General features: G+C 73.5%; 24 protein-coding genes and 1 pseudogene. 13 read left to right on the plus strand and 12 right to left on the minus strand.

Annotated features, from left to right (window positions below; genetic code table 11):
• Nucleotides 1-148: 148 nt before the first annotated feature.
• Nucleotides 149-1093, minus strand: a complete 945-nt coding sequence (locus tag ACSUPV_RS02190; protein ID WP_359790549.1) for a GlxA family transcriptional regulator — start codon at nt 1091-1093, stop codon at nt 149-151.
• A gap of 71 nt (nt 1094-1164) precedes the next feature.
• Here ACSUPV_RS02190 and ACSUPV_RS02195 point away from each other — a divergent pair, with 71 nt between their 5' ends.
• Complete coding sequence (locus ACSUPV_RS02195) at nt 1165-2115, plus strand: NADP-dependent oxidoreductase (protein ID WP_436946799.1); 951 nt, start codon at nt 1165-1167, stop codon at nt 2113-2115.
• A gap of 122 nt (nt 2116-2237) precedes the next feature.
• Here ACSUPV_RS02195 and ACSUPV_RS02200 read toward each other — a convergent pair whose 3' ends face one another.
• Together ACSUPV_RS02200 and ACSUPV_RS02205 are read right to left on the minus strand one after the other, a co-directional pair.
• Nucleotides 2238-3344: an NAD(P)-dependent alcohol dehydrogenase gene (locus tag ACSUPV_RS02200; RefSeq protein WP_436946800.1), complete on the minus strand. Its 1107-nt coding sequence runs from the start codon at nt 3342-3344 to the stop codon at nt 2238-2240.
• Between the two features lie 22 nt (nt 3345-3366).
• The gene (locus ACSUPV_RS02205) at nt 3367-4821 is read right to left on the minus strand and encodes an aldehyde dehydrogenase family protein (protein ID WP_031117756.1); all 1455 of its coding nucleotides are present in this window, start codon (nt 4819-4821) and stop codon (nt 3367-3369) included.
• Nucleotides 4822-4924: 103 nt separating this feature from the next.
• On the opposite strand from ACSUPV_RS02205, the gene ACSUPV_RS02210 reads away from it, so the two are divergent.
• Both ACSUPV_RS02210 and ACSUPV_RS02215 read left to right on the plus strand, forming a co-directional pair.
• On the plus strand, nt 4925-5362 hold the full coding sequence (locus ACSUPV_RS02210; RefSeq protein WP_031117755.1) for a MarR family winged helix-turn-helix transcriptional regulator: 438 nt from the start codon (nt 4925-4927) through the stop codon (nt 5360-5362).
• 206 nt (nt 5363-5568) lie between these two features.
• A complete protein-coding gene (locus ACSUPV_RS02215) occupies nt 5569-5946 on the plus strand; it encodes an anti-sigma factor antagonist (protein ID WP_037764217.1) in 378 nt (125 codons plus the stop codon).
• Nucleotides 5947-6001: 55 nt separating this feature from the next.
• Here the strand turns inward: ACSUPV_RS02215 and ACSUPV_RS02220 are convergent, their stop codons facing one another.
• Complete coding sequence (locus ACSUPV_RS02220; RefSeq protein ID WP_436946801.1) at nt 6002-7129, minus strand: alpha/beta hydrolase; 1128 nt, start codon at nt 7127-7129, stop codon at nt 6002-6004.
• A 272-nt stretch (nt 7130-7401) separates the two neighbouring features.
• Between ACSUPV_RS02220 and ACSUPV_RS02225 the strand changes: the two genes are divergently transcribed.
• Nucleotides 7402-8064 (plus strand): DUF4230 domain-containing protein, encoded by a 663-nt coding sequence (locus ACSUPV_RS02225; protein WP_037764220.1) that lies wholly within the window; start codon nt 7402-7404, stop codon nt 8062-8064.
• 173 nt (nt 8065-8237) lie between these two features.
• Nucleotides 8238-8777 carry a VanZ family protein gene (locus tag ACSUPV_RS02230; RefSeq protein WP_051648948.1) on the plus strand — a complete coding sequence of 180 codons (540 nt, stop codon included), beginning with the start codon at nt 8238-8240 and terminating at the stop codon, nt 8775-8777.
• Here the strand turns inward: ACSUPV_RS02230 and ACSUPV_RS02235 are convergent.
• From ACSUPV_RS02235 to ACSUPV_RS02250, 4 genes are read right to left on the minus strand one after another with little or no spacing between them, the layout of a single operon-like run.
• Entirely contained in the window at nt 8687-8998 is a 312-nt protein-coding gene (locus ACSUPV_RS02235) for a hypothetical protein (RefSeq protein WP_436946802.1), read from the minus strand. The two genes, ACSUPV_RS02230 and ACSUPV_RS02235, sit on opposite strands and share 91 nt — an antisense overlap.
• 31 nt (nt 8999-9029) lie before the next feature.
• Entirely contained in the window at nt 9030-9266 is a 237-nt protein-coding gene (locus ACSUPV_RS02240) for a hypothetical protein (RefSeq protein ID WP_031117749.1), read from the minus strand.
• Nucleotides 9267-9309: 43 nt separating this feature from the next.
• Nucleotides 9310-10326 carry a DNA topoisomerase IB gene (locus ACSUPV_RS02245; protein ID WP_436946803.1) on the minus strand — a complete coding sequence of 339 codons (1017 nt, stop codon included), beginning with the start codon at nt 10324-10326 and terminating at the stop codon, nt 9310-9312.
• A gap of 10 nt (nt 10327-10336) precedes the next feature.
• Complete coding sequence (locus ACSUPV_RS02250; RefSeq protein ID WP_436946804.1) at nt 10337-11146, minus strand: SDR family oxidoreductase; 810 nt, start codon at nt 11144-11146, stop codon at nt 10337-10339.
• Between the two features lie 123 nt (nt 11147-11269).
• Between ACSUPV_RS02250 and ACSUPV_RS02255 the strand changes: the two genes are divergently transcribed.
• From ACSUPV_RS02255 to ACSUPV_RS02270, 4 genes are all read left to right on the plus strand, one after another.
• Complete coding sequence (locus tag ACSUPV_RS02255) at nt 11270-12298, plus strand: PHP domain-containing protein (RefSeq protein WP_037764917.1); 1029 nt, start codon at nt 11270-11272, stop codon at nt 12296-12298.
• 39 nt (nt 12299-12337) lie between these two features.
• On the plus strand, nt 12338-13003 hold the full coding sequence (locus ACSUPV_RS02260; protein ID WP_037764229.1) for an HAD family hydrolase: 666 nt from the start codon (nt 12338-12340) through the stop codon (nt 13001-13003).
• A gap of 253 nt (nt 13004-13256) precedes the next feature.
• Nucleotides 13257-14360: an FUSC family protein gene (locus tag ACSUPV_RS02265; protein WP_436949865.1), complete on the plus strand. Its 1104-nt coding sequence runs from the start codon at nt 13257-13259 to the stop codon at nt 14358-14360.
• A 299-nt stretch (nt 14361-14659) separates the two neighbouring features.
• Nucleotides 14660-15688, plus strand: a complete 1029-nt coding sequence (locus ACSUPV_RS02270; protein WP_436946805.1) for an SDR family oxidoreductase — start codon at nt 14660-14662, stop codon at nt 15686-15688.
• 136 nt (nt 15689-15824) lie between these two features.
• Here ACSUPV_RS02270 and ACSUPV_RS02275 read toward each other — a convergent pair whose 3' ends face one another.
• Complete coding sequence (locus tag ACSUPV_RS02275; protein WP_037764231.1) at nt 15825-16097, minus strand: hypothetical protein; 273 nt, start codon at nt 16095-16097, stop codon at nt 15825-15827.
• A gap of 169 nt (nt 16098-16266) precedes the next feature.
• Here ACSUPV_RS02275 and ACSUPV_RS02280 point away from each other — a divergent pair.
• Nucleotides 16267-16524 (plus strand): annotated as a pseudogene (locus ACSUPV_RS02280) (sugar kinase); the annotation flags it as partial.
• On the opposite strand, the gene ACSUPV_RS02285 reads toward ACSUPV_RS02280, so the two are convergent.
• Both ACSUPV_RS02285 and ACSUPV_RS02290 read right to left on the minus strand, forming a co-directional pair.
• The gene (locus ACSUPV_RS02285) at nt 16519-17502 is read right to left on the minus strand and encodes a phosphotransferase family protein (RefSeq protein ID WP_037764233.1); all 984 of its coding nucleotides are present in this window, start codon (nt 17500-17502) and stop codon (nt 16519-16521) included. The pseudogene ACSUPV_RS02280 and the gene ACSUPV_RS02285 overlap by 6 nt on opposite strands.
• A gap of 29 nt (nt 17503-17531) precedes the next feature.
• A complete protein-coding gene (locus ACSUPV_RS02290) occupies nt 17532-20726 on the minus strand; it encodes a cytochrome P450 (protein WP_436946806.1) in 3195 nt (1064 codons plus the stop codon).
• Between the two features lie 141 nt (nt 20727-20867).
• On the opposite strand from ACSUPV_RS02290, the gene ACSUPV_RS02295 reads away from it, so the two are divergent.
• On the plus strand, nt 20868-21515 hold the full coding sequence (locus tag ACSUPV_RS02295; protein ID WP_037764239.1) for a PAS domain S-box protein: 648 nt from the start codon (nt 20868-20870) through the stop codon (nt 21513-21515).
• Here ACSUPV_RS02295 and ACSUPV_RS02300 read toward each other — a convergent pair.
• Nucleotides 21455-22369, minus strand: a complete 915-nt coding sequence (locus ACSUPV_RS02300) for a DUF3626 domain-containing protein (RefSeq protein WP_382608682.1) — start codon at nt 22367-22369, stop codon at nt 21455-21457. The two genes, ACSUPV_RS02295 and ACSUPV_RS02300, sit on opposite strands and share 61 nt — an antisense overlap.
• A 90-nt stretch (nt 22370-22459) precedes the next feature.
• On the opposite strand from ACSUPV_RS02300, the gene ACSUPV_RS02305 reads away from it, so the two are divergent.
• Nucleotides 22460-22954 carry an FBP domain-containing protein gene (locus ACSUPV_RS02305; protein ID WP_037764244.1) on the plus strand — a complete coding sequence of 165 codons (495 nt, stop codon included), beginning with the start codon at nt 22460-22462 and terminating at the stop codon, nt 22952-22954.
• 102 nt (nt 22955-23056) lie between these two features.
• Nucleotides 23057-24313, plus strand: coding sequence for an FUSC family protein (locus tag ACSUPV_RS02310; RefSeq protein WP_382608685.1), 1257 nt, complete (start codon nt 23057-23059; stop codon nt 24311-24313).
• Nucleotides 24314-24397: the final 84 nt, after the last annotated feature.

The following is a 24397-nucleotide window of genomic DNA, read 5'->3' on the forward strand; positions in this document are numbered from 1 at the left end:
GTTGGAACCTTATCGGGTTTGAACCCGAAAGGATCAACTTCCACTTCCGCCGGACGTGAGGGTTCCGTCACGCTCCGACAGAAAGCCACACGTCGACAAATGGCTTTGCTGCCTGATCAGTTGGGCGTGGTCCGGGCCGGGGGCGAGGTCAGCGGGCGGTCTGGAAGGTGCGGCGGTAGGCCTGCGGGGAGACGCCGATGGCCGCGTGCAGGTGCTGGCGCAGGGAGGCGCCGGTCGCGAAGCCGACCTGGCCGGCGATCTGGTCCACGGTGAGGTCGCTGGACTCCAGCAGGTGCCGGGCGCGGGACACGCGCTGCTGGATGAGCCAGCGGCCGGGGCTGAGGCCCACCTCGTCGTGGAAGCGGCGGGCGAAGGTGCGCCGGCTCATCCGGGCGTGGGCGGCGAGGTCGGCCAGGGTGAGCGGTTCGCCGAGGCGTTCCAGGGCCCAGGCGCGGGTGGCGGCGGTGGTGGCCGCGCCCTGTTCGGGGACGGGCTGCTCGATGTACTGGGCCTGGCCGCCGTCCCGGAACGGCGGGACCACGCAGCGGCGGGCGACGGAGTTGGCCAGCCTGCTGCCGTGGTCCTTGCGGACGAGGTGGAGGCAGACGTCCACACCGGAGGCGGCTCCGGCCGAGGTGAGGAACGGGTGGTCGTCGACGAACAGCACGTCCGGGTCGAGGTCGACACGCGGGAACCTGCGCCGGAAGTGATCGGCGACCTGCCAGTGGGTGGTCGCCCGGCGCCCGTCGAGCAGCCCTGCGGCGGCCAGGACGAAGGCGCCGGTGCAGATGGAGACGATGCGGGTGCCGGGGCGGATGAGCGCGAGCGCGGACAGGACCTCGGCGGACACCTCGTCGGTCAGGTGGGACGGCGCGACGGGCGCGATCACCACCGTGCCGGCCGTGGCCAGGGCCTCGGGGCCGTGCTCCACGGTGACGCCGAAGTCGGCCTCGGTGCGCACCGGGCCGCCGTCGACCGAGCAGGTCAGGACCTCGTAGCGGCCGTCGGCGGCGCCGAGGATCCGGCTGGGGATGCCCAGCTCGAAGGGGTACACGCCGTCCAGGGCCAGGACCACCACTCGCTCACGCCGCATGGCACGATCCTATCGAATGATGGCAATCATGCCATGGCGGAGGGGATCACCGACCGGCACGCTGGATGACCATGAGCACACAGAAGACGATGCGAGCCATCAGCCAGGACGTCCTCGGCGGTCCCGAGGTCCTGAAGGAAGTGGAGGTCGAGCGCCCGGTACCGCGGCCCAACGAGGTGCTGGTCCGGATGCGGGCCGCCGGGGTCAATCCGACCGACTGGAAGCACCGTGCCACCGGCGGCTTCCTGGGCGAGCCGCCCTTCGTCCTCGGCTGGGACGTCTCCGGGGTGGTGGAGGCGATCGGCATCGGTGTCGCGGCGTTCGCGCCCGGTGACGAGGTCTTCGGCATGCTGCCGTACCCGTTCGGGCACGGCTCGCACGCCGAGTACGTCATCGCGCCCGTCCGCGCCCTGACGCGCAAGCCGGCCGGACTCGACCACGTCCAGGCGGGCGCGCTGCCGCTGGTCTCGCTCACCGCGTGGCAGGCGCTGACCGAGCACGCCGACCTGCGGCCCGGGCAGCGCGTGCTGATCCACGCCGCCGCGGGCGGCGTCGGGCACGTGGCGGCGCAGATCGCCAAGGAGCACGGCGCGTACGTGATCGGCACCGCGAGCGCGGGCAAGCACGAGTTCCTGCGCGGGATCGGCGTGGACGAGGCGGTGGACTACCGCGAGACGGACTTCACCGAGGCCGTGAAGGACGTCGACGTCGTCCTGGACACGATCGGCGGCGACAACGCCCTGCGTTCACTGCGGGTGCTGCGCCCGGGCGGGGTCGTGGTGTCGATCCTGCCGGCGGGCTCGGACGACTTCTACGAGGAGGCCGGGCGGCTCGGTGTCCGGGCGGTCCGGATGCTGGTCGACGCCGACCGCGCCGGCATGGAGACGATCGCGGGGATCGCCGAGGCGGGCAGGCTCCGCGCCACCATCGCGGGGACCTTCCCGCTGTCCGCCGCCGCCGAGGCACACGCCCAGGGCGACACCGGCCGGACGACGGGCAAGCTGGTCCTGGTGAACGACTGACCGTACGGCAGTGCCCCGAAGGGGCGCGGGGGAACTGCGCGACAAGCCACGGCATGGCGGCACACGCAGATCCCCCGCACCCCCCGAGCTCTCAGGCGAACCGGCCATGACGGCCGGCCGCGTCAGAACGTCAGCACCGGCTTGATCGTCTTGCCCGACCTCATGTCCTGCACCGCCCGGTCGATGTCCCCGAAGGGATACGTGCCGATCAGGCGGTGCAGCGGCAGCCGGCCGTCCTTCACCAGACGGACCAGGGCCGGGATCATGGTCTGGGTCTCGCTGTCGCCGAGGGTGAGGCCGACGATCCGCTTGCCGCCGAGCAGGCCGTTGACGTCCAGGGAGACCTCGGTGCCGAAGGGCGGGGCGCCGACGACGACCAGGGTGCCGCGGGCGGCGAGCGCGTCGACGCCCTGGCGCAGGACGCCGACGTTGCCCGTGGTCTCCACGACGCCGTCCGCGCCCTGGCCGTCCGTGATGCCGGCGAGGGCCTCGCCCAGTTCCGTGGTGCTGGTGTCGACGGTGTGCGTGGCGCCCAGCTCGCGGGCGAGCGACAGGCGTTCGGCGACGCGGTCGACGGCAACGATCCGGACGGCCGGGGTGAGGGCCGCCGCCATCACGGCCGACAGGCCGACCGCTCCGGCGCCCAGGACGACGACCGTGCTGCCGGTGTCCGGCTTCAGCACGTTCCAGACGGCACCCACACCGGTCTGCACACCGCAGCCCAGCGGGGCGATGGACTCCAGCGGCACGTCCGGGTCGACCTTGACGAGGCTCCGCTCGTCGGCCAGCGCCCGCTCGGCGAAGGAGGACTGGCCGAAGAAGTGGCCGCCCAGGGCCTCGCCGCCCCGGGTGATGGTGCTCGACCCGTCGGCGCGGCTGCCGCCCAGCAGGTTCAGCGGCAGCCAGATCGCGCAGTACGCGGGGTGGCCGCCGCGGCAGTTGCGGCAGTCGCCGCAGGAGGTGAAGGAGAGCAGGACGTGGTCGCCGGGCGCGACGCCGGTGACGGCGGGGCCGACGGCCTCGACGACGCCCGCGCCCTCGTGGCCCAGGACCCCGGGCAGCGGGAAGGGCAGCCCGCCGCTCGCCACGCCGAGGTCGGTGTGGCACAGGCCGGTGGCGACCATGCGGACCAGCGCCTCGTGGGGGCCGGGCTCGTCGAGGACGACGTCGGAGAGGGTGAAGGGCGCGCCGCCGGACTCGACGACCGCGGCACGGGTGGTGGTGGGCATCGCGATGACTCCTTGACGGTGCTCAGTCGAGCGAGACGACGACGGACTTGACCTTGGTGTATCCGGCGAGGGCCTCGGGGCCGTACTCGCGGCCGTAGCCGGAGTCCTTGACGCCGCCGAAGGGCACCGCGGGGTCGAGCATCGCCCAGTCGTTGACCCAGACGATGCCGGCCTGGAGCCGGTCGGCGACGCGGTGGGCGCGGGCGAGGTTGCTGGTCTGCACGCCCGAGGCCAGTCCGTACGGCGTGGAGTTGGCGAGGGCGACGGCCTCGTCCTCGTCGTCGAAGGGCTGCACGGTGAGGACGGGGCCGAAGATCTCCTCCTGGATCACCCGGGAGTCGTTGGCCAGGTCGGCGATGACGGTGGGCCGGTAGTAGTAGCCGCCGTCCAGGTCGAGCCGCTCGCCGCCGCAGACGATCCGGGCGCCCTCCTTGCGGGCCAGGGCGACGTACTCCTCGACCTTCTTCAGGTGCTTCTCCGCTGCCATCGGGCCGATGACCGTGTTCGGGTCGCGCGGGTCGCCGACCGGCACGCCGGGCACGGCCTCGGCGAGGATGCCGAGCAGCGTGGGGTAGACCGAGCGGGCCACCAACAGGCGCGGGCCGCCCATGCAGAACTGGCCGGTGTTGAAGACGAAGCCCTTGATGACGGCGCCGACCGCCTTCTCCAGGTCGGCGTCCTCGAAGACGAGGTGGGCGGCGTTCCCGCCGAGCTCCATGGTGACGGGCTTGAGCGCCTCGCCGGCGACGCTCGCCACGTGCCGGCCGATCGCCGTGGAGCCGGTGAAGGCCACCTTGTCGACGCCCCGGTGGCGCAGCAGCGCCTCGCCGGCCACCGGGCCGGTGCCCGTCACGACGTTGACCACGCCGTCGGGGACGCCGGCCTCCTGGAACAGCCGGGCCATGTAGAGGGCGCTGAGCGGGGTCTCGTCGGCGGGCTTGTGGACGACCGTGTTGCCGGCCGCGAGCGCCGGGCCGATCTTGGAACCGGCGAGGATCAGCGGGAAGTTGAACGGGGTGATCGCGGCGACCACGCCGAGCGGCTCGCGCTTGGTGTAGGCCAGGGCGTTCATGGGGGTGTCGCGCAGGGCGCCGTCCTGGCCCTGGGCGAGGTTCGCGTAGTACTCGTAGTCGTTGGCCGCGTTCGTCACGTCGACCGCGCCGCACAGGGTGATCGGCTTGCCGACGTCGAGGCTCTCCAGTGCGGCGATCTCGTCCGCGTTCTCGCGGATCAGCCGGGCGACGCGGTGCAGCACCCGGCCGCGCTCGCGGCCACTCAGTCCGGACCAGGCGCCGTCGTCGTAGGCCGCGCGGGCGGCGCCCACGGCCGCGTCGACGTCGGCCGGGCCCGCCTCCGCGACGGTGGTGACGACCGTGCCCCGGGACGGGTCGACCACCTCGGTACGCGCCCCGTCCGCGGCCTCGCGCCACCGGCCCCCGATGAACAGCTGCCCGGGTTCCTTCTCGAAGGTGGTCATCGCCACTCCTCAGCGTCGTCGCCAAGATTTCAACAAACAGGATTCCTGTTGGTTCGCAGTCTCTTTACAGACAGGTTTCCTGTCAATGCTCTAGCCTGCATCCATGCTCGACACACAGGTGACCAAGGCACCCCCTTCCCTGCTCTACATGGTCAAGCAGGTGGAGCTCGTCGTGCGCTCCCACCTGGACGAGCTGGTGAGGCCGTCCGGGATCACCGCTCTCCAGTACACCGCGCTGACCGTGCTGGAGCGACACGACGGACTGTCGGCGGCCCAGCTGGCGCGCGACTCCTTCGTCACCGCGCAGTCGATCGCCGACCTCGTGCGCTCCCTGGAGGGCCGCGGCCTGGTGCGCCGGGAGCGCAACCCCCGCAACCGCCGGGAGCTGCTGATCCTGCTCACCGACGCCGGCCGCGAGCTGCTCGCGCGGCACGCCGGGCCCGTCCGGGAGCTGGAGGAGCGGATGGTGCGCGACCTCACGGCGCACCAGACCGAGCAGTTCCGCCAGGCGCTCAGCAAGGCCTGGCACGCCCTGTCGTAGCCGGAGCCGCACACCCGGCACCACGCCCGCGCTCACGCCCGCGCACGCCCCCGCGCGAACCTCGGCCAACTGGCCTGTAATTCAGAGACATATGTCAATCGAACATGCTCAAATTCACTCGATGGAGGGTAACTTGCAGGGCGGGGAACGGTTGTGAGGACCGCGCCCCCTCCCCACGCACGGAGCAGGCTGGAGGCGATCTCGTCGTGCGGCAGGAACCTGCACCGCTCACCCGGCATCTGCGCGTCCGCCAGGAACGGGGGCACACGGTGCTGGAGTTCCGCGGCGAGATCGACCTCGCCGCGGCCACGGAGATCGCCCCGCACCTGGACCGGGAGACGAACCGCCCCGCCGCCCGGCTCGTGATCGACCTCAGCCGGATCGAGTTCTTCGACTGCTCGGGCCTGCGGCTGCTGTACCGGGCCAGGAGCCGGGTGCTCGACCGGGACGGGTACGTGCTCCTCGTCTGCTCCCACCCGCTGACGCTGCGCGTCCTGCGGATCACCGGCCTGTCCCGGCTGCTGCCGCCGCAGCCGACGCTCGACGCGGCCCTGCAGCAGCCGGAGGCCCCTTCCCGTCCCTGAGGCGGCTCGCTCCGCGGGGTGAGCGCCCCGGCCGTTGCCGAGAGGCCGCTCGGGGTCAGGCGAGGTTCTCGGCGAAGAAATCGTCGAGCCGGTCGAAGGGGATGAGGTCCTTGCGGTCGTACAGGTCGACGTGGTCCGCGCCAGGGACGACCACGAGGTCGACGGTGCCCGGAGCCATCTTGCGGACGTCCTCGGAGTAGTAGAGGGAGTGCGCCTCGGCGCCGGCCACCAGGAGGGCCTTGCGGGGCGCCAGCATGTCGATGTTCGTCATCTGCCGGAAGCCGAAGAACGACATCGGCGTGGTCGCGGTCCACGCGGTGGTGGAGTTGATCGAGCGCGGGTGGTAGCCGCGCTCGGTGCGGTAGTAGTCGAAGAAGATCTTCGTGATGGGGTCGGCGTCCGCCGGGAGGGTCTTGGGCAGGACGCGGTTCGAGGGGGCGACGTTGCCGTCCTCGTCGAAGGGCACCTCGTGGGAACCCCGCGCGAAGGTGCCCTTCTCGGCGTCGGTCCAGCGCTGCCGGCTGAGGTGGTCGATGACCTTCTGGCGCTGCTCGCGCGTGTAGAAGTCCTCGTGGCCGCGGGACATGCTGCGCGACATGTCGTACATCGAGGCCGTGGCGACCGCCTTGATACGGCTGTCCGCGGCCGCCGCGGTGAGCGCCATGCCGCTCAGGCCGCAGATGGCCTGCACGCCGATCCGCTCGCGGTCGACGATCTTCTGCAGGCCGAGGAAGTCGACGGCGGCGCTGAAGTCCTCGGTGTAGACGTCGGGCGAGCCCACGTCGCGCACCGTGCCGCCGCTCTCCCCGGTGAAGGAGGGGTCGAAGGCGAGGGTGACGTAGCCGCGGCGGGCGAACTCGTTGGCGTAGAGCCCCGAGGACTGTTCCTTGACCGCGCCGAACGGGCCGCTGAGCACCAGGGCGGGCAGCCTGCCCCTGGCGTTCCTCGGCACGTAGAGGTCCGCGGCGACCTCGATGCCGTAGCGGTTCTTGAACCGCACCGAGGTCCGCCTGACGTTCCTGTCCAGCGCGAAGGTGTAGCCGCCCTTGCCCTTGGCCCTGCCCTGTCCGGTGGCGCCCGCGGCGCGGCCGGTCTCCTCACCGAAGGCGGGCAGAGCCGTGAAGGAGGCGGCGGTGGCGGCGCCGGTGGCGGCGATCAGTCCGAGCGCTTTGCGACGTTCCATGGAGTGGACCTCATATTCGTTCGGTGCAGGAAAAGGCGCGCCGGCCGGTGGTGTCGCGACCGCGGCGCGATTCCAGGGAACCGCTTCTGCGCCAGGTGTGGCAGGTCGGGTTTGTGGGGGTACAAACTCCACCCCCCAACCCCGCGGGGTGTGCGGACGAGAGGCCCGCCGCGTGCGCCCCGCATGCTTCCGCCGGGTTCGTCGAATCCTCAACTCCGCGGTCTGGCAGGGGGCGTGGCGGGCATCCGGACAGTAGGAAGGAGGGCCGTCGCATGACGACTCCCGTCAAGCGCCTCCCCAGGCGCATGCCCGGCTGGGCCAAGGTGGTGGCCGCGCTCGTGCTGGTGCTCGTCGTGTTCTTCGCCGGGCTCCGGCTGAGCGTGCTCCCGGGCCTGAAGGACCTGTTCGGCACCGACACCCACGACCGGTCCGGCCCCGCGCTGCTGAAGTCCATCCAGGACATCAGCCGCTACGACGCCGCCTCCGGCAACTTCCAGGTCGTCGTGGACCTGGAGAAGGACGCCAGGTTCCTGCCCGACGCGATCCGCGGCACCCGCACCCTGTACGTCGGCGCGGGCACCGTGGACGCCTACGTCGACCTGGGCAAGGTCGGCGAGAACGACGTGAAGGTCAACGGCGACCGCACGTCCGCCACGCTCCGGCTGCCCCACGCGCAACTGGGCAAGCCGTCCCTCGACCCCGACCGCTCCTACGCCGTCTCCAAGCAGCGCGGTCTCTTCGACCGCCTCGGCGACCTCTTCTCGGACAACCCCAACGGCGAACAGGCCGTGCAGAAACTCGCGGTGCGGCACATCGGCGACGCGGCGAAGGAGAGCGAACTGATCGCCCGCGCCGAGTCGAACACCACCGGCATGCTCGAAGGCCTGCTGCGCTCCCTGGGCTTCAAGGAGGTGAACGTCTCGTACGGGGGCTGATCGGCTCCCGAGGAATGCGGGCCGTGGGACGTGGCGGCGCGCGGCGGCTCCCGGTCGGGAGTGCCCCGGTGGGAGGCGGGGAAACAGTGGCCGGGAACGGCCGGTGGCGGCATCGTCGGTCCGCCTGTGGGTAACCGCCCTACCACGCAGGGAAGTTGAAGACTGGAGGACCAATGGCCGGTGCAGCCTCACGTCCCCGGACCGCCCGGTCCGGGAGCGAGCGTCGCCCGCTTCCACTGCCCGTCCGGGTGCTGGCGACGCTGTGCGCCTTCACGTTCATGGTCGCCTTCGCCGTGGTGCTGGCACGGCTGACCCTGCAGCCCTCCCCCGCCTCGGAGGCGCTGACCCACAGCAATCTGCGGCCGGGCAGCTCCCTGAAGGCCTATCTGGACCAGCCGGAGCTGCGGGACGCCGTCCGGCAGATCGGCGGCAACATCCTGCTGGGCGTCCCGTTCGGGGTCCTCGTCCCCGTCGTCGCGCCCCGCACCCGCGGCATCCTGCGCGTGCTGTTCCTGACGGCCGTGGTGATGCTCCTGGTGGAGTTCGCGCAGGGCGCCCTGGTCACCGGCCGCGCCTTCGACATCGACGACGTCATCCTCAACACGGCGGGCGCGCTGATCGGTTACCTCCTCCTCGGCCGCCGCCTGAGCCGCGCGATCCACGCCCGCAGGCCCCGCCGCGACCGCCGGACGAAACCTACGCCGACCGGCTGACCTGCGGGCTGCAACGGGCCGTCCATGCGGACGATCCCCTCGATGGAGTCCAGACGGGCCGGCAGCTCCGCGTCCTCGACCGAGGTGGTGGTGAGCAGCAGAAGCCAGTCCGCCGGGAAGTGGCTGTCGCGCTCGCTGAAGACCAGCCCGAGGCGGTCGCCGAGGAGCGAGACCAGCTCGTCGGCCGAGTACGCGTCGGTGCCGTGTACGTGTTCGGGCATGATCGGGTGATCGTATGCCGCGGCCGTGGGGCTAGTGCACGGTCCAGGTGAACTTGTCCCCGCCCACCCAGCGGACCACGTCCGGGTCGTCCAGGTCGTGGACCGTGATGCCGAACGCGGCCGCGGCCGCCAGGACGTCGGTGACGGCCCTGGCCTCCCCGACCACCTGGCCGTCGATCTCCACGATCCGGAACGGCGGTGTGCCCGGCTGGACCCCGAGCACCATGATCCGGGGGTGCGCTATGTGCGGGCTCGAGATTTCGGTCATGCATCGAGCGTAGAGCGGAACCGGCTCCGGCGCGGGGTCCGGGTCAGCGGTCGAGGAGGTCGAGGACGGCCGCCTCGATGGCCCCCTGGGTGGCGGGGCGCCCGAAGTCGCCGTGCTCGCCCAGCCGGGTGAGCACGGGGGCGACGGTCTCCCCCTGCTCGAACAGTTCGAAGACACGCGGGTCGATGTAGGAGGCCCGGCACACGGCCGGGGTGTTGCCGAGGTAGTGGCTGACCTCGCGGACGGCCCGGGCGGCCTGCCGGCGCCGGGCCGCCGCTGTGGCGCGGGCGTCCCGGGCGGTGACGGCGAGCGCGACGGCGGCGAGGACCGTCGCGTGCCAGGTACGGAAGTCCTTGGCCGTGATGTCGACCCCGGACAGCCGGCGCAGCGCCTCGTTCAGGTCGTCGCTGTGCAGGTCGTGCCAGGCTCTCCCCTCCCAGAAGACGAGCAACCGTTCCCCGCCCCGCCGACGGCGCAGCAACGCCCGTACGACCGCGTGCGCCTGGTCGTCCACGAGGGCCCGCACGATCTCGGTCCCGCCCTTGGCGGGGTAGCTGAACGCGATCTCGCCACGGCCGCAGGTGACGTGCTCGCGCAGCATCGTCGTCAGGCCGTAGGTCCCGTTGTCGCGGGTGTGCCGGTCGCTGCCGACGCGGAAGAAGCCGAGGTCCAGCAGGCGTACGGCACAGGCGGTGACCCGGGCCCGGCTCAGGCCGCCGCCGGCGAGGTCGGAGGCGACCCGGGCCCGCAGGTCGGGCAGGGCCCGCGCGACCTGGCGCACGTGCTCGTGCTTGGCCTGCTCCTGCCGGGCCCGGAACTCCTCGTGGTACAGGTACTGGCGGCGCCCGGCGTCGTCGGTGCCGACCGCCTGGAGGTGGCCGTTCTCGTGCCGGCAGATCCACACGTCGCGCCAGGCGGGCGGGATGACCAGGGCCTTGATCCGGGCGAGCTGCCCCGGGTCGGTGAGGGCCCGACCGTCGGAGTCCAGGTAGCGGAAGCCGCGGCCGTGGCGGACGCGGCGGATGCCGGGCTCGTCGCAGGAGCTGGTGCGCAGTCTCACCGCGGCCCCCTCAGGGGCGCCGCCAGTCGTCACCGGTGAGGTGCGAACCGGCCTGCGGCCCCATCCGCAGCATGCCGCCGTCGACGCTCCAGGAGGCGCCGGTGACGTAGGAGGCGTCCGGCCCGGCGAGGAAGGCGATGACGGCGGCGACCTCCCGGGCGTCGCCGGGCCGTCCGAGCGGGATGCCGGGGCGGCTCTCGGTGTGCGGGTCGGTGTCCTCCTGCCCGGTCATGGGCGTGGAGATCTCGCCGGGCGCGACGGCGTTGACGGTGATGCCGTGCTCGGCGAGTTCCAGCGCCATGACCTGGGTGAGCAGCCCGAGCCCGCCCTTGGCGGCGCAGTACGGGGCGGCGCCCACGCGCGGCTGGTGCTCGTGGACGGAGGTGACGTTGACGATCCGGCCGCCGTCCCCCTGCCGGATCATGTGCCGGGCCGCCTTCTGACCGCACAGGAACGGCCCGACGAGGTCGACGTCGAGGACCTCACGGACCTTCGGCAGCTCCAGGTCGAGGAACGGCGTCATGGTGCCCGTGCCGGCGTTGTTGACCAGCACGTCCAGGCGGCCGAGGCGCTCGCACAGCTCGTCGACGGTGTCGGTGGCCTCGGGCAGCCGGGTGAGGTCCATCCGGGCGACCTCGGCCCGCCGCCCGTGCGCCCGGACCTCCTCCGCGGTCTCCTCCGCTCCCTTGTGGTCGCTGTGCCAGGTGATGCCGACGTCCAGGCCCGCCTCGGCGAGGCGCACGGCGGTGGCCCGGCCGATGCCGGAATCGGCGCCGGTGATCACAGCGACCTTGCCGGTGGGCGCGGTGGGGGCGGACATGACAGGCCTCCTCGTCGACGCGGGCGGGACGAGGCATCGCAGTACCCGGGTGGGTACCGGGCAAACCGTCGGCCCGTCGTGCGGCCCGCCGGGCGCTGGGGAACCCTTGAGGTGGAGGTGGCGATGGACCCCGTCGAGGCACTGGACCGGATCGCCTTCCTGCTGGAGCGGTCCCTGGCGCCGACGTACCGCGTGCGCGCCTTCCGCACGGCGGCCCGGGTGCTGAAGGAGCTGGGCGAGGACGAGGTGCGCCGACGGGCGGGCGACGGTTCGCTGGAGAAGCTCAAGGGCGTCGGCCCGAAGACCGCGCAGGTGGTGCGGGAGGCGCTGGCCGGGCAGGTGCCCGGCTATCTGTCGAAGCTGGAGGGCGAGGCGGACGAGCGGCCGACCGTACGGGGCGGGGAGAAGCTGCGGGCGCTGCTGCGCGGGGACTGCCATCTGCACTCCGACTGGTCCGACGGCGGCAGCCCGATCGAGGAGATGGGGCGGGCCGCGGCGGCGCTGGGCCACGAGTGGGCGGCGCTGACCGATCACTCGCCGCGGCTGACGGTGGCGCGCGGGCTGTCGGCCGAGCGGCTGCGCGAGCAGTTGGACGTGGTGGCGGAGCTCAACGCGACCTGGGCGCCGTTCCGGCTGCTGACCGGCATCGAGTGCGACATCCTGGAGGACGGCTCGCTCGACCAGGAGCCGGAGCTGCTGGACCGGCTCGACGTCGTGGTGGTGTCGGTCCACTCCAAGCTGCGCATGGACGCCCGGTCGATGACCCGGCGGATGGTGGCCGCCGTCCGTGACCCGCACTCGGACGTGCTCGGGCACTGCACGGGGCGGCTGCTGACCGGGCGGGGACGGCCGGAGTCGGAGTTCGACGCGGACGAGGTGTTCGCGGCGCTCGCCGAGACGGGCACCGCCCTGGAGATCAACAGCAGGCCGGAGCGGCTCGACCCGCCGCGGCGGCTGCTGCGCCGGGCCGTGGACGCGGGGGTGCTGTTCTCCGTCGACACCGACGCGCACGCGCCGGGGCAGCTGGACTGGCAGATCAACGGGTGCGCGCGGGCGGAGGAGTGCGGGGTGCCGCCCGAGCGGGTGGTGACCACCTGGTCCCTCGACACCCTGCTGGCGTGGACCCGTGAGCGGCGCGTGCCATACGGCTGACGTGGTACCCGCGCGGCCCGAGAGAAAGGGACTGCACGTATGGCACACGCGGAACGGGCCGCCGTGTTCGATGTCGACGGCACGCTCGTCGACACCAACCACCTGCACGTCGTGACCTGGTGGGAGGCCCTGCGACAGGCGGGCCACCAGGTGCCGATGCACGCCGTCCACCGGGCCGTGGGCCTGCCCTCCACCGACCTCGTCGCCCATCTGCTGGGCGACGACCGCGACCCGGAGCAGGACGCCGCGATCAGCGCCGCCCACAAGGCGCTGTACGGGCAGTACTTCGACCGGCTGCCCGCGCTGCCGGATGCCGGGCCCCTGCTGCGGCGCCTGCACCGGGAGGGCTGGACGGTGGTGCTGGCCACCTCGGCGGGCGGCGCGGAGCTGAGCGCGCTGCGCCGGGCGATCGACGCCGACGACGCGATCGCCGCGACGGCCAGTGCCGACGACGTCGACCGGGGCAAGCCGGCCCCCGAGCCGGTGGAGCACGCCCTGGAACTGGCCGGGGTGCCGGCGGAGCGGGCGGTGTTCGTCGGCGACACGGTGTGGGACATGCGCGCGGGCAGCCGGGCCGGGGTGCGCTGCGTGGGCGTGCTGTGCGGCGGCATCCCGCGTACGGACCTGGAGGAGGCGGGCGCGGACGCGGTCTACGCCGACCCCGCGCACCTCCTGGCCTCGCTCCGGGACGGCCCGCTCGCGTGAGGCGGCGTGCAACCCCCGGTCACGCGGATACCCGCAGCGCATGACGCGTGTGACGAGTGGGGTACGGCGGACGGCGGACGCCCTTCGCCGGCGGAGGGACCGAGGCACCACGGCGGACGGCGGCCCGGCCCCGGGTCCGCGGCCCGGGGGTGCGGCAGCGGCCCAGCGGCGCCTGCGGAACCTGGAGCACGGGATCCGTGCCGTGCAGCCGGTGGACGCCGTACGACGGGAGACCCGGGCCGCCTGGGGTGCGATGCGAGCGGCCTGGCACGGGCCCGGGCGGGAGCGGGATCTGGTCGTCCAGTCGCTGAAGGCGGCCGCGGCGGCCGTGATCGCCTGGCTGGTGGGCGGTGTCTGGATGGGGGACCCGCTGGCCCTGATGGCGCCGTGGGTGGCGCTGGTGCTGGTGCAGGCCACGGTCTACAGCTCGCTGGTGCAGGGCGCCCGGCAGTTCGGGGCGATCTGCGTCGGCGCCCTGCTGGCCTCGGCGGCGCAGGCGATCACCGGTGACACGACCGGCGCGCTCGCCCTGTCCGTGCCGGTGCTGATGCTGCTGGCGAACTGGCCCCGCTTCGGCGACCAGGGCATCTACGCGGCGACCACGGCCCTGTTCACCCTGGCCGCGGGCACGGTGAGCCTGTCCGGCGTGGGGCACCGGGTGGGACAGGCCGCGCTCGGCGCCGTGATCGGCGTCGCCGTCAACGCGCTCGTGCTGCCGCCGATCCATCTGCGGGACGTGCGGGAGAACCTGGCGTCGCTCGCCCGGGAGGTGGGGGACGTCCTGCACACGGTCGGCGCCGACCTGCGCGAGGGCGAGTGGGACGCGCAGACCGCCGCCGACTGGCTGAACGCCTCGGCGGGGCTGGAGCACCGCCTGGACGCGCTGCACTCGGCACGCCGGTGGAGCCAGGAGAGCCTGCGCCTGACCTACGGCCCGCTGCGCGCCCTGCACCGCGTACCGCACGGGGCGGCCGCCCTGCCGCCGGTGGAGGAGGACGAGCGGTTCGGCCGGGTCACCGGGCACGTCACCGCCCTGACCCGGGCCCTGGCCGTGTCCGTGGACGACAGCCGGACGCCCGCCCCGCCCGAGGGTGAGTCCCTGCGTGCGTACGCGCGTCTGCTGGAGCTGATCGGCGACGCCTGCCACGCGGACGCGGACAGTCTGCTGCACGGCAGCATGGCCGGCCGCCCGGACGCCGAGACCGAGAAGGCGATGCGGGAGCTGCACGAGGAGCTCCAGGCCAAGCTGCGCCGGCACGCCGAGGACGGCGCCGCGCACACGGCGGTCCTGGGCACGCTGCTGTTCCAGGCGGAGAACCTGTGGGCGGAGACCGTGCCCGACGACCAAGGGCAGTGACGCACCTCACGGGGCGGAGGGCGCGAACCCGGAACACCCAGAGGTAGTTCCCCGTTGAACGACACGTGGGTGCGGATGGGACAGTGTCCCCGGGCCTCACCATTCGCCCACAGGGACGATCGTTCGGCTGAAGCCCTGTGGAGCCCCTCGCCGAGAGGCGACCGCCATCCGCGCCCACCTCAGAGCCGCCCCGGCCGTGATTCCCCCGTCCGGCCGGGGCTTCCTTCTGCCCACGTGCAATCCGCCCCACCCGGGTACTCGGTCATCGCTCGCGGAACCACGGCCGAGAGGAGCCAGAGGTGAGCAGCGCAACGGGCATGAGGGTCGTCGTCACGGGCGCCACGGGCAACGTGGGCACGAGCGTGGTGCGTCTCCTCTCCGAGGATCCCGAGATCGGCTCCGTCCTGGGCCTGGCCCGGCGGCTCCCGGACTGGTCGCCGCCGAAGACGGACTGGGACGCGGTCGACCTGGCCGCCGAGCGGTCCGACCTGGTGGAGCGGTTCACGGGCGCCGACGCGGTCGTCCATCTGGCCTGGGCGTTCCAGCCGACGCACGATCCGGCGGCGACCTGGCGCACCAACGTGCTGGGCAGCATGCGGGTGTTCGAGGCGGTGGCCGAGGCCGGGGTGCCGGCGCTGGTGCACGCCTCGTCGGTCGGCGCCTACTCCCCCGGACCCAAGGACGAGGCGGTGGACGAGTCGTGGCCGACGCACGGCTGGCCGGACGCCGCGTACTGCCGGGAGAAGGCCTATCTGGAGCGCGCGCTGGACACGTTCGAGCGCGACCACCCCGGCACGCGGGTGGTGCGGATGCGCCCCGCCTTCCTCTTCAAGCGGGAGTCCGCGAGCGAGCAGCGCCGCATCTTCGGCGGCAAGTTCCTGCCGGGCCCGCTGGCCCGCCCGGAGCTGCTGCCCTTCCTGCCGGACATCCCGGGGCTGCGGGTGCAGGCGCTGCACACGGACGACGCGGCGCACGCGTATCGGCTGGCGGTGCACTCCGACGCCCGGGGCGCCTTCAACCTGGCGGCCGAGCCGGCGGTCGACGCGCACGTGCTGGGCGAGATGCTCGGGGCCCGGCCGGTGCGGCTGCCGCGCACGGCGGCCCGTTCGGCGATCGCGGCCGCCTGGGGCCTGCACCTGCTGCCCGCCTCCCCGCACCTGTTCGACGCGGTGCTGCGGCTGCCCCTGATGGACTCCGGGCGTGCCCGCAGGGAACTCGGCTGGCAGCCGGAGCGTACGGCGACGCAGGTGCTGGCGGAGTTCCTGCAGGGCCTCCAGCAGGGCGCGGGGGCGGGGACGGAGCCGCTGCGGGGCCGCAAGGTGGGCTGATCCCGCGGAGGAGCCGAGAACGAGGCCGAGGGCCGCGGCCGACCCCCACAGTCGGCCGCGGCCCTCGGTGTTCTTTCCGGGGCGGCCTCGGAGTTTTCCGGGGCTCTCCCCGCTCAGCCGGAGGACTCGTCCGGGCTCAGCCGGAGGACTCGTCCGGCACCGGATGCTCGGTCTGCGCCGTTCCCGAGCGCGGCGCGCCTTGCCGGCCCGTCCCGGCTTCGTCCGTGTCGGGGACGTCGTCGGCCGGCTCGTCGGCCTCGTCCGCCTGGTCGTTCTCGTTCTCGCCGGTGCCCGTGAAGCGCGGTGCGACCTCCCACGGGTCCTCGCCGGCGTCGGCCTGCTGGTCCGGCATGTCCCGCGGGACGGGCTCACCGTTCTCGCCGGGTGCTTCGAGGCGGTGGTCGGTCACGGCGTACTCCCTTCGCTCGTTCGGGCGCCACGCGAGTACCTCCGCCGTGACCTGAGAAACCTCAGCGCGGTGCACGCTCCTGGAGCGCCGTGCGCCAGGCGGGGAGCGGACCGTCCGGTGCGGGGTCGGGGCGCCGTCCGCCGCGGGCGGAGGAACGTCGCGCTCGCTCGTCCTGGCCGTCCTGGAGGAGACCGCCGGGTACCCGGGCGCCGGCCTGTCCGGCCTGATCAACCTCTTCCAGCCCGAGCGCATCCTCATCGGCGGCTGGGCGGGCCTGGCGCTCGGCTCACGCTTCCTGCCCGCCGTACGCCGCCACGCCCTGGCGTACGCCCTGCGCCACCCGGCCGGGAAGGTCACCATCGGCCTCGGCCGGCTCGGGCCCGACGCCGTCACGGTCGGCGCGGCGAGCCGGCCGCTCGCCTCATGGGGTGAGCCGACCGGTGGCCACGAGGTCCTCGATCTCGTCCAGGGCCGCGACGAGTTCCGGGGCGACGGCCTCCTGGACCCAGCGCTCCTGCTCCGCGCCGACCTCGCGCGGGACCGTCTCGGTGAGCATGATCAGGTAGAGGTAGGACCGGTACAGGGCGAGGCGGAGCCGGGCCGGGGCGTCGAACTCCGCCCGGCCCCCGGCCTCCCGGTACCCCGCAAGGAACGCCTCGTCCTTCCTGATGTCCCCCAGCAGCGCCAGGGAGACGAAGTCGGCCAGGGGGTCGCCCCAGAACATGCGCTCGCCGTCGATGAGACCGCCGATGCGGGCCCCGCCGTCCGAGCGGTCGACCATGATGTTGCCGGGCCACAGGTCGAAGTGGACGAGGCGGGGGACGGTGACCTCGTCGAGGGCACCGTACGCGGACCCGGCGGTACGGGCCACCGCGTCGGCGGACCGGGGCAGCCGGGCCTCGTAGCGCCGGGCGTCGTCGAGCACGGCGTCGAACATCGTCGTGAACGCGGTCCGCCAGTCGGGCGCGAGCGGTCCGAGGGCGCCGGAGGGGTAACCGTGGCCGGGGCCCGTCACGCCGTGGAGCCGGGCCACGTGGCCGCCCAGCTCGGTGCGCAGCGCGGTCCGTTCCCGGTCCGTGAGCGAGTCGCCCCAGGTTTCGCCCGGGCAGGCCGTCATCAGCAGGAAGTCGTCGCCCAGGGACACCAGCCGCGGCGCCGGGACGCCGACGCGGGCGGCCGAGCGGTAGAACTCCGCCTCCGACACGAGCAGCCGGCGCTCGTGCCGCATGCCGGGGACGGCCGCGGGGGGCGGGACCTTCAGCACGTAGCGGCCGCCGTCGGTGAGGCGGAGTTCCTCGACGGTGTTGTACGTGCCCCCGGTCAGCGGGGCGAGGTGGGCGAGGCCGCCGGGGTCCAGGCCCGCCTCCCCGAGAATGCGCCGGGCCCGTTCCCAGGAGTCCACCACCGTGCGCCCACCCCTCCCCTTCGCCGCGGTCAGCCGGCCGCGTACACGTCCTCGACGTAACGCCCGTCCGCGATCAGCCCGTCGAGCCACTGCTCGGCGGCCCGCTCGTCGGCGTCCGGCGTGTGCTTGCGGTACAGGGTAAGGAACGCCTCCCGCACCCCGGGCGCCATCCGCGAACCGTCGCCGCACACGTACACCCGCGCACCGGCGTCCAGCAGCGCCCAGACCTCCTCGGCCTCGGCGGCGATGCGGTGCTGCACGAACCGCACCTCGCCCTCGGGGGCCGCGCTGAAGGCGGGGCGCAGGGAGACCGCCCCGGCGGTCTCGGCGGCGCGCAGTTCCTCCGCGTGCAGGAAGTCCGCGTCCGGCGCGTCGCAGCCGAAGTAGCAGACGGCGGGGGCGAGTTCGGCGCCCCGTGCGAGGGCCGCCGCACGGTCGGCGATCGCGCCGCGGAACGGGGCGAGACCGGTGCCCGCCGCGATCATGACGACCGGTGCGGAGCCGCCGTCGGCGGCCATGCGGAAGGCCTCCCGGCAGGGCTGCACGCGCGCGTACACCGTGTCGCCGGGCCCGACGGTGGCGAGGTGGCCGGAACCGGTGCCCCGGTAGACGCCCCTGCCCGAGCGGGCGGGCGCCTGGAGCAGGGAGACCATCAGGTCCACGCGGCCGGGGTCGACGGCGGGCGAGGAGGAGATGGAGTAGTGGCGCGGGCGCAGCGGGGTGAGGAGGTCGAGGAGGCGCGACCAGTCCAGGGCGCCGCGCAGGGCCGGGTGGTCCTCCAGGATCTCCACGAGGGTGCGCGGGTCGTCGGTGAGGGCGGCCAGGGCCGCGCGCTCGGGCGGGCAGGGGTTGGCGGCGGCGAGCGCGGCCAGTTGACCGGCGGTCGGGCGCTCCTGCAACTCCACGTGGTGGGTGAGGAGATGGCGTACCGTCACGGGGCGGTCCACGGCGATGCCGTCGCGGCGGGGGCGGGTGGCGCGGATGTCCAGGACGGTGTCGGGGTCGGCGCCGAGCGCGGCGGCGGCGCGGGCGACGAGGTCCGGGGCGTTGGCGGGGAGCACGGTGAGGTGGTCGGCCGTGCGGTAGGTGACGCCGTCCGGCAGCGCCACGCGGACGAACCGCTTGCGGCGCGGGTGGCCGGGCGCGGTGAGGTCGTGGGCCTCGGTGACCCGCATGGGGACGAGGCCGTGCCGTTCGGCGAGGGCGTCCAGGGGGCCGCCGGTCAGGGCGCGGACCTCGTAGGCGGCCGTGGGCTCGCCGGTGTCCGGGGCGGTGGCGTCCGGGTCGCCGTACCGCTCCAGGAGGGCGATGCGCAGGGCGGCGGTGAACGCGCGGACGGTGCCGGTGAGGTCGCCGGAGGCGTCGGCGGCGGCGCGCTCCAGCAGGCGGGTCGCGCCGGACTCGGCGAGCCGCTCGTCGATCCGGGTGGGGACGTGCTGGTAGGTGGCGGCCCAGTTGCGGTCGCCGACGCCGAGGACGGCGTAGGTCACGCCGGTCAGGTCGTGGGTCTCCTCCAGCCGGGCGGCGAAGGCGGTGGCGTCGTCGGTGGGGTGGCCGTTGTAGGAGGCGGCCGTGATGACCACGGGCCGGTCGGTGGGCAGGCCGTCGGCGTACGCGTCCAGGGGCGCCACCCGCGTCTCGCAGCCGAGTGCGGCGGCCTCGTCGGCGAGTTGGGCGGCGAAGTCGCGGCAGGTGCCGTAGTTGCTGCCGTGCAGGAAGAGGGCGGCGGTGCCGGGGCGGACGCGGGCGGGCAGGCCCTGCGGTTCGGCCGACCGGGCCTGCTGGGCCGGGGCGGCGCCGGGCAGCGGCGGGTGGACGCGGTCGGCGGAGGTGCGCGGGGCGAGCGTGAGGGTGAAGCCCTCGGGCTTGAGGGTGAGGGTCTCCTTGACCGTGAGCCGGTAGTCGGCGTGGTCGCGCAGCCGGTAGCGGTGGACGAGCATGGCCAGCAGCATGGTCGCCTCGTGCAGCGCGAACTGCCGCCCGATGCAGGCGCGTTCGCCGGTGCCGAACGGCTTGAAGGCGTGCACCGGGCGCTCGGCCTCGGCTTCGGGCGTGAAGCGGGAGGGGTCGAACAGCTCGGGGTTGTCGCCCCAGACGGGCTGCCGGTGCAGCATCGGCGTGAGCACCAGGGCGGACTGGCCGGCGCGCAGCGGGATGCGGCCGCCGAGCAGGGTGTCCTCGCGGGCCTGCCGGGCGAACACGGCGGCCGTGGGCCAGAGCCGGAGCGCCTCGTTGAGGACCTGGCGGGTGTAGGTCAGCCTGCCGACCTCGTCGTAGGTCGGCTCGGGGTCGGCCTGGTCGCCCCACAGCTCGTCGGCCTCGCGCCGCACCAGGTCGAGCGCGGTGGGGTGCTTGGCGAGGTAGTACAGGGCGAAGGACATGGCGCCGGACGTGGTCTCGTGGCCGGCGATCAGGAAGGTGATGACCTGGTTGCGGATGTTGGCGGCGTCGAGGGTGGTGCCGTCGGCCGGGTGCTCGGCGGTGAGCATCAGGCCGAGGAGGTCGTCGGCCTGGCTCTGGTCGGTGCCGGTGCGGGCGGCGATGACGTCGTCGACGACCCGGGCGAGGTGGGCGGCGTCGTCCCGGAAGGCCGCGTCCGCCGCGGAGTGGTCCCGGCCCGGGACGCGGGCGAGGCGGGTCATGCTCCACTCCAGGCAGCGGACCATCGACTCGACGAAGGGGTGCGGCTCGGGCCGCTCGAAGGAGCCGAAGTCGTAACCGAACCCGGCCAGTCCGATGGTGTCGAGCGTCATGCGGGTCATGTCGTCGGGGACGTTCACCGGCCGTCCGGCGCGGGCGTCGCGGTCCCAGGACGCGATGAGCCGGCGGGCCACCTTCAGCATCACGGGGTGGTAGGTCCGCATCGAGCCGAGCGCGAAGGCGGGCATGAGGATGTCGTGCGCCTTGGCCCAGTTGGGCTCGTCGTTGTACGCGGTGAACAGGCCGTCGGCGGCGAACTCGCGGACGTTCTCCAGGCCGGGCCCGATGTGCTTGGCGAACCGCTGCTCGTCCGCGAGGTCGGCCACGAGGTCCAGGTCGCCCACGAACAGGGTGTCCCGCCCGTACAGCCGCCGCACGAAGACGGGCCCGTGCTCGCGCATCAGGTCCATGGCCTGCTGGACCGGCGCACCGCCGGGTCCGGTGGCGGAGATGTCGGCGACGGGGACGCCGGGGAGGGAGTCTGCGGTGGGGGGAGTCTGTCCGGTGGGGGCATGACGCGGCAACTGCCTTTCGCGGTACGGAAGTACTGCTTCCAGCGTGGTCCACGGGCCCCGGCGGGCGAGGTCACCGCCCTACATGATTGTGTAGTACAAGCAGACGCGTCGCTCTTGCGCGGCAGCGACCCGGCGTGGCAGGAGAGAACCGTGGACCTGGCCCGGCTGGAGGCCGTGGTGTGGCGCAACCGCGCGCTGCTCCTCTTCGACCGGATCGCGATGCCGGTGGCGGTGTGCGACGTGTACGGGGCGGTGCTGCTGGCCAATCCGGCGATGGCCGCGGAGTGCGGTACGACGCCGGGGCGGCTGCGCGGCCGGGACGTGCTGGACCTGTTCAGCCCGCGGGAGGCGACGCAGGTGGAGCGGATCGCCGAGGCGCTGCGGATGCGGCGCCGCTCGCGCTACCAGGTGTCGGTGCGCTGGCGGGCGCCCGGCGGCGCGGAGCGGTACGGGGAGCTGACGGCGGACCCGGTGAGCGACACGGTGGAGGACACGCCGGCGCTGCTGGTGATGCTGCGGGTGGAGGGTGAACGCGAGCGGCCCCCTGCGGACGCCCCCGCCGGGCAGTCCCGGGTCACCCCGGTGGAGGCCCGCATCCTCGCCCTCCTGGCCGGCGGCGCCACCACGGCCCGGGCGGCACGCGAGACCGGCCTCACCTCCGACGGCGTGACCTACCACCTGCGCCGCCTGTCCTCCCGCTGGAACGCCGCCAACCGCACGGAACTGGTGGCCCGGGCCTACGCGCTGGGGGTGCTCACGCCGGGTGTGTGGCCACCGGAGGCCTCCGCCCCGGAGTAGGCCGTGCCCGCGCCCTCCGGGGCGCCGAAGCGGGCCAGGGTGTGCCAGACCATCTTGAGGTCCTGCGGGTCGTAGCGACCGGTCCGGGCGGCGTCGCCGATGGCCCGTGGGTCGACGAGGCCGTCCCGGGCGATCCGGGCCCCCAGCTCGGCGTACTCCGGTCCGCGGTAGTCGCCGTGGCGCCGCAGCGCGGCCACCGTGAGCCGGTAGCCGGGGTGCCACTCGACCGGGCAGGGCAGCCGTCGGGCCGCGGCCTCGACGGGCGTGCCGCGGTAGCAGGCGTCCAGCACGAGCGCCTCCACGTCGCGGGCGAGGTCGACACCGCCGTGCACCTGGGCCTCGATGTAGTCGTCGAGGGCGTCCCGGTCGTCCGCCTCGGCCAGCGCGATCAGCGACATCCCGGCCGCGACGCCGAAGTCGGCCGGTTCGGCGGCGCTGTCGGGGTAGCAGAACGTGGCGCGGTCGAGGGCCGCGGCGCGCAGCCGGAAGTGCGAGGAGCCGAACCGGGGTGCCGCGCCGACCACCTGCCGGCGGAAGTCCAGGGCGCCGTACACGGGCCGCTCGTGCCCGGCCGCGGTGTCGTACGCGCCGCCGAAGATCCTGCTCTCCCAGCGCCACCGGTCGCCCCCGGGGTGGGCGGTGAGACCGCCGTTGCCGGTACCGGTGACGAACTGCGAGTGGTACCTGCCGTCCCGCGCCATCGTGGCGAGGACGGGCCGGCCGCCCGCGGTCCGGTCCGGGTGGAAGTTCAGTGTGATGCGCAGGCGCGCGTCGACGGCGGGTCCCGCCGAGCGGGCCGCCACATGACGCAGCGCCGCACGGGCACACGGACTGTCGACCCCGTGGAAATCCATTGGCTCCCCCTCGCCGCCGATGTTTAACCTGACCCGGAAACAGAAACCTAGGACCCCTAGGTTTCGGCGACGACGACCAGGAGCCCTCCCATGAGATCACTCACCGAGCAGGACATCCGCAACTCATTTGTCAACTGCTCCAAGGGAGAGGCCAAGCGCCTGGCCGTGCCCCGGGATCTCGCCGAGCGTCCCTGGGACGATCTCGACTTCCTCGGGTGGCGGGATCCGGGGGCGCCCGACCGGAGCTATCTGGTGACCGAGCGCCAGGGGCGGCTCGTCGGCGTGGCGATGCGCTTCCAGACCGCGCAGCGCGGGTTCCTGCACCGCAGCATGTGCTCGCTGTGCCTGACGACGCACCCGCGCGGCGGTGTCTCGCTGATGACCGCCCGGAAGGCGGGGGCCGCCGGACGCGAGGGGAACTCCGTCGGCGTGTACATGTGCACCGACCTCGCCTGTTCGCTGTACGTACGCGGGAAGAAGCTGCCGGAGACCGGCGCCCGTTTCGAGGAGAGCCTCACGCTGGAGGAGCAGATCGACCGGACCACGGGCCATCTGGCCGCCTTCCTCGACAAGCTCTACGCCTGACCGCCCTCCCCCGCCCCTTTCCCCCAGGGCATTGGCGTCCTTCGTGGATACGTTCGATCATGGATACGTTCGATGCGCCAGGGGAAGGGGAACAGCCCGAGGATGCGAGAGGTACGTGAGTGGACGGCGCACGCGACGCGGGTCCTGAACAAACGCCGTGACCCCGTGGTCGTCCAGACGCTGCGGTCCGCGACCGCGGCGACGATCGCCTACGTCATCGCGCTGCGGCTGAGCCCCGAGAAGGCACCCCTCACCGCTCCCCTGACGGCCCTGCTGGTGGTCCAGGTGACGCTGTACGCCACGCTCACCAACGGCTTCCGGCGGGTGAACGCCGTGGTCGCCGGGGTCCTCGTCGCCATCGCGTTCAGCCTGCTGGTGGGTCTGACGTGGTGGAGCCTGGCCCTGCTGATCGTGGCCGCGCTGGCCGTGGGACGGCTGGTCCGGGTGGAGGAGTACGTCCCCGAGGTCGCGATCAGCGCGATGCTCGTCCTCGGGGTCACCACCGTCGGGGACACCGCCTGGGCCCGGGTCCTGGAGACGCTGATCGGTGCCGTCGTCGGGCTCGGCTGCAATCTGCTGCTGGCTCCGCCGGTGTGGGTGGAGGAGGCCGGCGAGTCCATCGAGGGCCTGGCCCGCCGGCTGCGGCAGCTGATGCTGCGCCTGGGCGAGGAGGCCGCCGCCCGCGGCACGCCCGTCGACCGTGCGGCGGAGCAGCTCCACGAGGCGCGCCGCCTGGACCACGACATCGTCGAGGTGGACGCCGCCCTCCGGCAGGCCGAGGACAGCCTGCGGCTCAACCCGCGCGTCCGCGAGGGCCTGCTGCACCGGGTGGTGCTGCGCACCGGCCTGGACACGCTGGAAATCTGCACGGTCGTCCTGCGGGTGCTCGCCCGTTCCCTCACCGACCTGGCGAAGGAACGCGAGCCGGAGCCGCTGTTCGAGGCCGAGACGGGCGCCACGCTGGAGCAGCTGCTGTCCGAGATCGCCGACGCCGTGGTGAGTTTCGCGGTGCTGGTCACCACCCATCTCAGCGCCAGCGCCGAGTCGGCGGAGGAACGTCTCGCCGCGGAACTGCGCACCGCGGCGGGCACCCGCGACAAGCTGGCCCTGCTGCTGCGCGAGGAGGCGGAGCGCGACCCGCGGCACTGGCAGCTTCCGGGCGCCGTCCTGACGGAGGTCAACCGGATCCTCGACGAACTCGACACCGAGCACCGCACCCGTCGCCTGCTGGAGGAACTGGACCGGGTGTCGCGGGAGCAGCGCGTGCGGATGCCGCGCCTGACGCGGATGCGGGAGCGCCTGGGCGTTCAGGAGCAGCTGTGGCAGAACCGGACCGGGGTCGGCAGGCGTTCACGCTGAGGGAGTGCGGGACGACCACGAGCCCTGGCGTTGCACCCGACGGGTGATCCACGCCAAGGTGGCTGTCGCGACGGGGACGAGTGA

Source organism: Streptomyces sp. SudanB52_2052 (assembly GCF_964272415.1).
Lineage (GTDB): Bacteria > Actinomycetota > Actinomycetes > Streptomycetales > Streptomycetaceae > Streptomyces > Streptomyces olindensis.

Bases quoted from the DNA above. Each gene is read 5' to 3' on its own strand.
- ACSUPV_RS02190 (WP_359790549.1), bottom strand. From the start codon at position 1,093: ATGCGGCGTGAGCGAGTGGTGGTCCTGGCCCTGGACGGCGTGTACCCC.
- ACSUPV_RS02250 (WP_436946804.1), bottom strand. From the start codon at position 11,146: ATGTCCGCCCCCACCGCGCCCACCGGCAAGGTCGCTGTGATCACCGGC.
- ACSUPV_RS02305 (WP_037764244.1), top strand. From the start codon at position 22,460: ATGAGATCACTCACCGAGCAGGACATCCGCAACTCATTTGTCAACTGC.
- ACSUPV_RS02205 (WP_031117756.1), bottom strand. From the start codon at position 4,821: ATGACCACCTTCGAGAAGGAACCCGGGCAGCTGTTCATCGGGGGCCGG.
- ACSUPV_RS02230 (WP_051648948.1), top strand. From the start codon at position 8,238: ATGGCCGGTGCAGCCTCACGTCCCCGGACCGCCCGGTCCGGGAGCGAG.
- ACSUPV_RS02225 (WP_037764220.1), top strand. From the start codon at position 7,402: ATGACGACTCCCGTCAAGCGCCTCCCCAGGCGCATGCCCGGCTGGGCC.
- ACSUPV_RS02260 (WP_037764229.1), top strand. From the start codon at position 12,338: ATGGCACACGCGGAACGGGCCGCCGTGTTCGATGTCGACGGCACGCTC.
- ACSUPV_RS02300 (WP_382608682.1), bottom strand. From the start codon at position 22,369: ATGGATTTCCACGGGGTCGACAGTCCGTGTGCCCGTGCGGCGCTGCGT.
- ACSUPV_RS02220 (WP_436946801.1), bottom strand. From the start codon at position 7,129: ATGGAACGTCGCAAAGCGCTCGGACTGATCGCCGCCACCGGCGCCGCC.
- ACSUPV_RS02195 (WP_436946799.1), top strand. From the start codon at position 1,165: ATGAGCACACAGAAGACGATGCGAGCCATCAGCCAGGACGTCCTCGGC.
- ACSUPV_RS02310 (WP_382608685.1), top strand. From the start codon at position 23,057: ATGCGAGAGGTACGTGAGTGGACGGCGCACGCGACGCGGGTCCTGAAC.
- ACSUPV_RS02240 (WP_031117749.1), bottom strand. From the start codon at position 9,266: ATGACCGAAATCTCGAGCCCGCACATAGCGCACCCCCGGATCATGGTG.
- ACSUPV_RS02265 (WP_436949865.1), top strand. From the start codon at position 13,257: ATGCGAGCGGCCTGGCACGGGCCCGGGCGGGAGCGGGATCTGGTCGTC.
- ACSUPV_RS02235 (WP_436946802.1), bottom strand. From the start codon at position 8,998: ATGCCCGAACACGTACACGGCACCGACGCGTACTCGGCCGACGAGCTG.
- ACSUPV_RS02210 (WP_031117755.1), top strand. From the start codon at position 4,925: ATGCTCGACACACAGGTGACCAAGGCACCCCCTTCCCTGCTCTACATG.
- ACSUPV_RS02200 (WP_436946800.1), bottom strand. From the start codon at position 3,344: ATGCCCACCACCACCCGTGCCGCGGTCGTCGAGTCCGGCGGCGCGCCC.
- ACSUPV_RS02255 (WP_037764917.1), top strand. From the start codon at position 11,270: ATGGACCCCGTCGAGGCACTGGACCGGATCGCCTTCCTGCTGGAGCGG.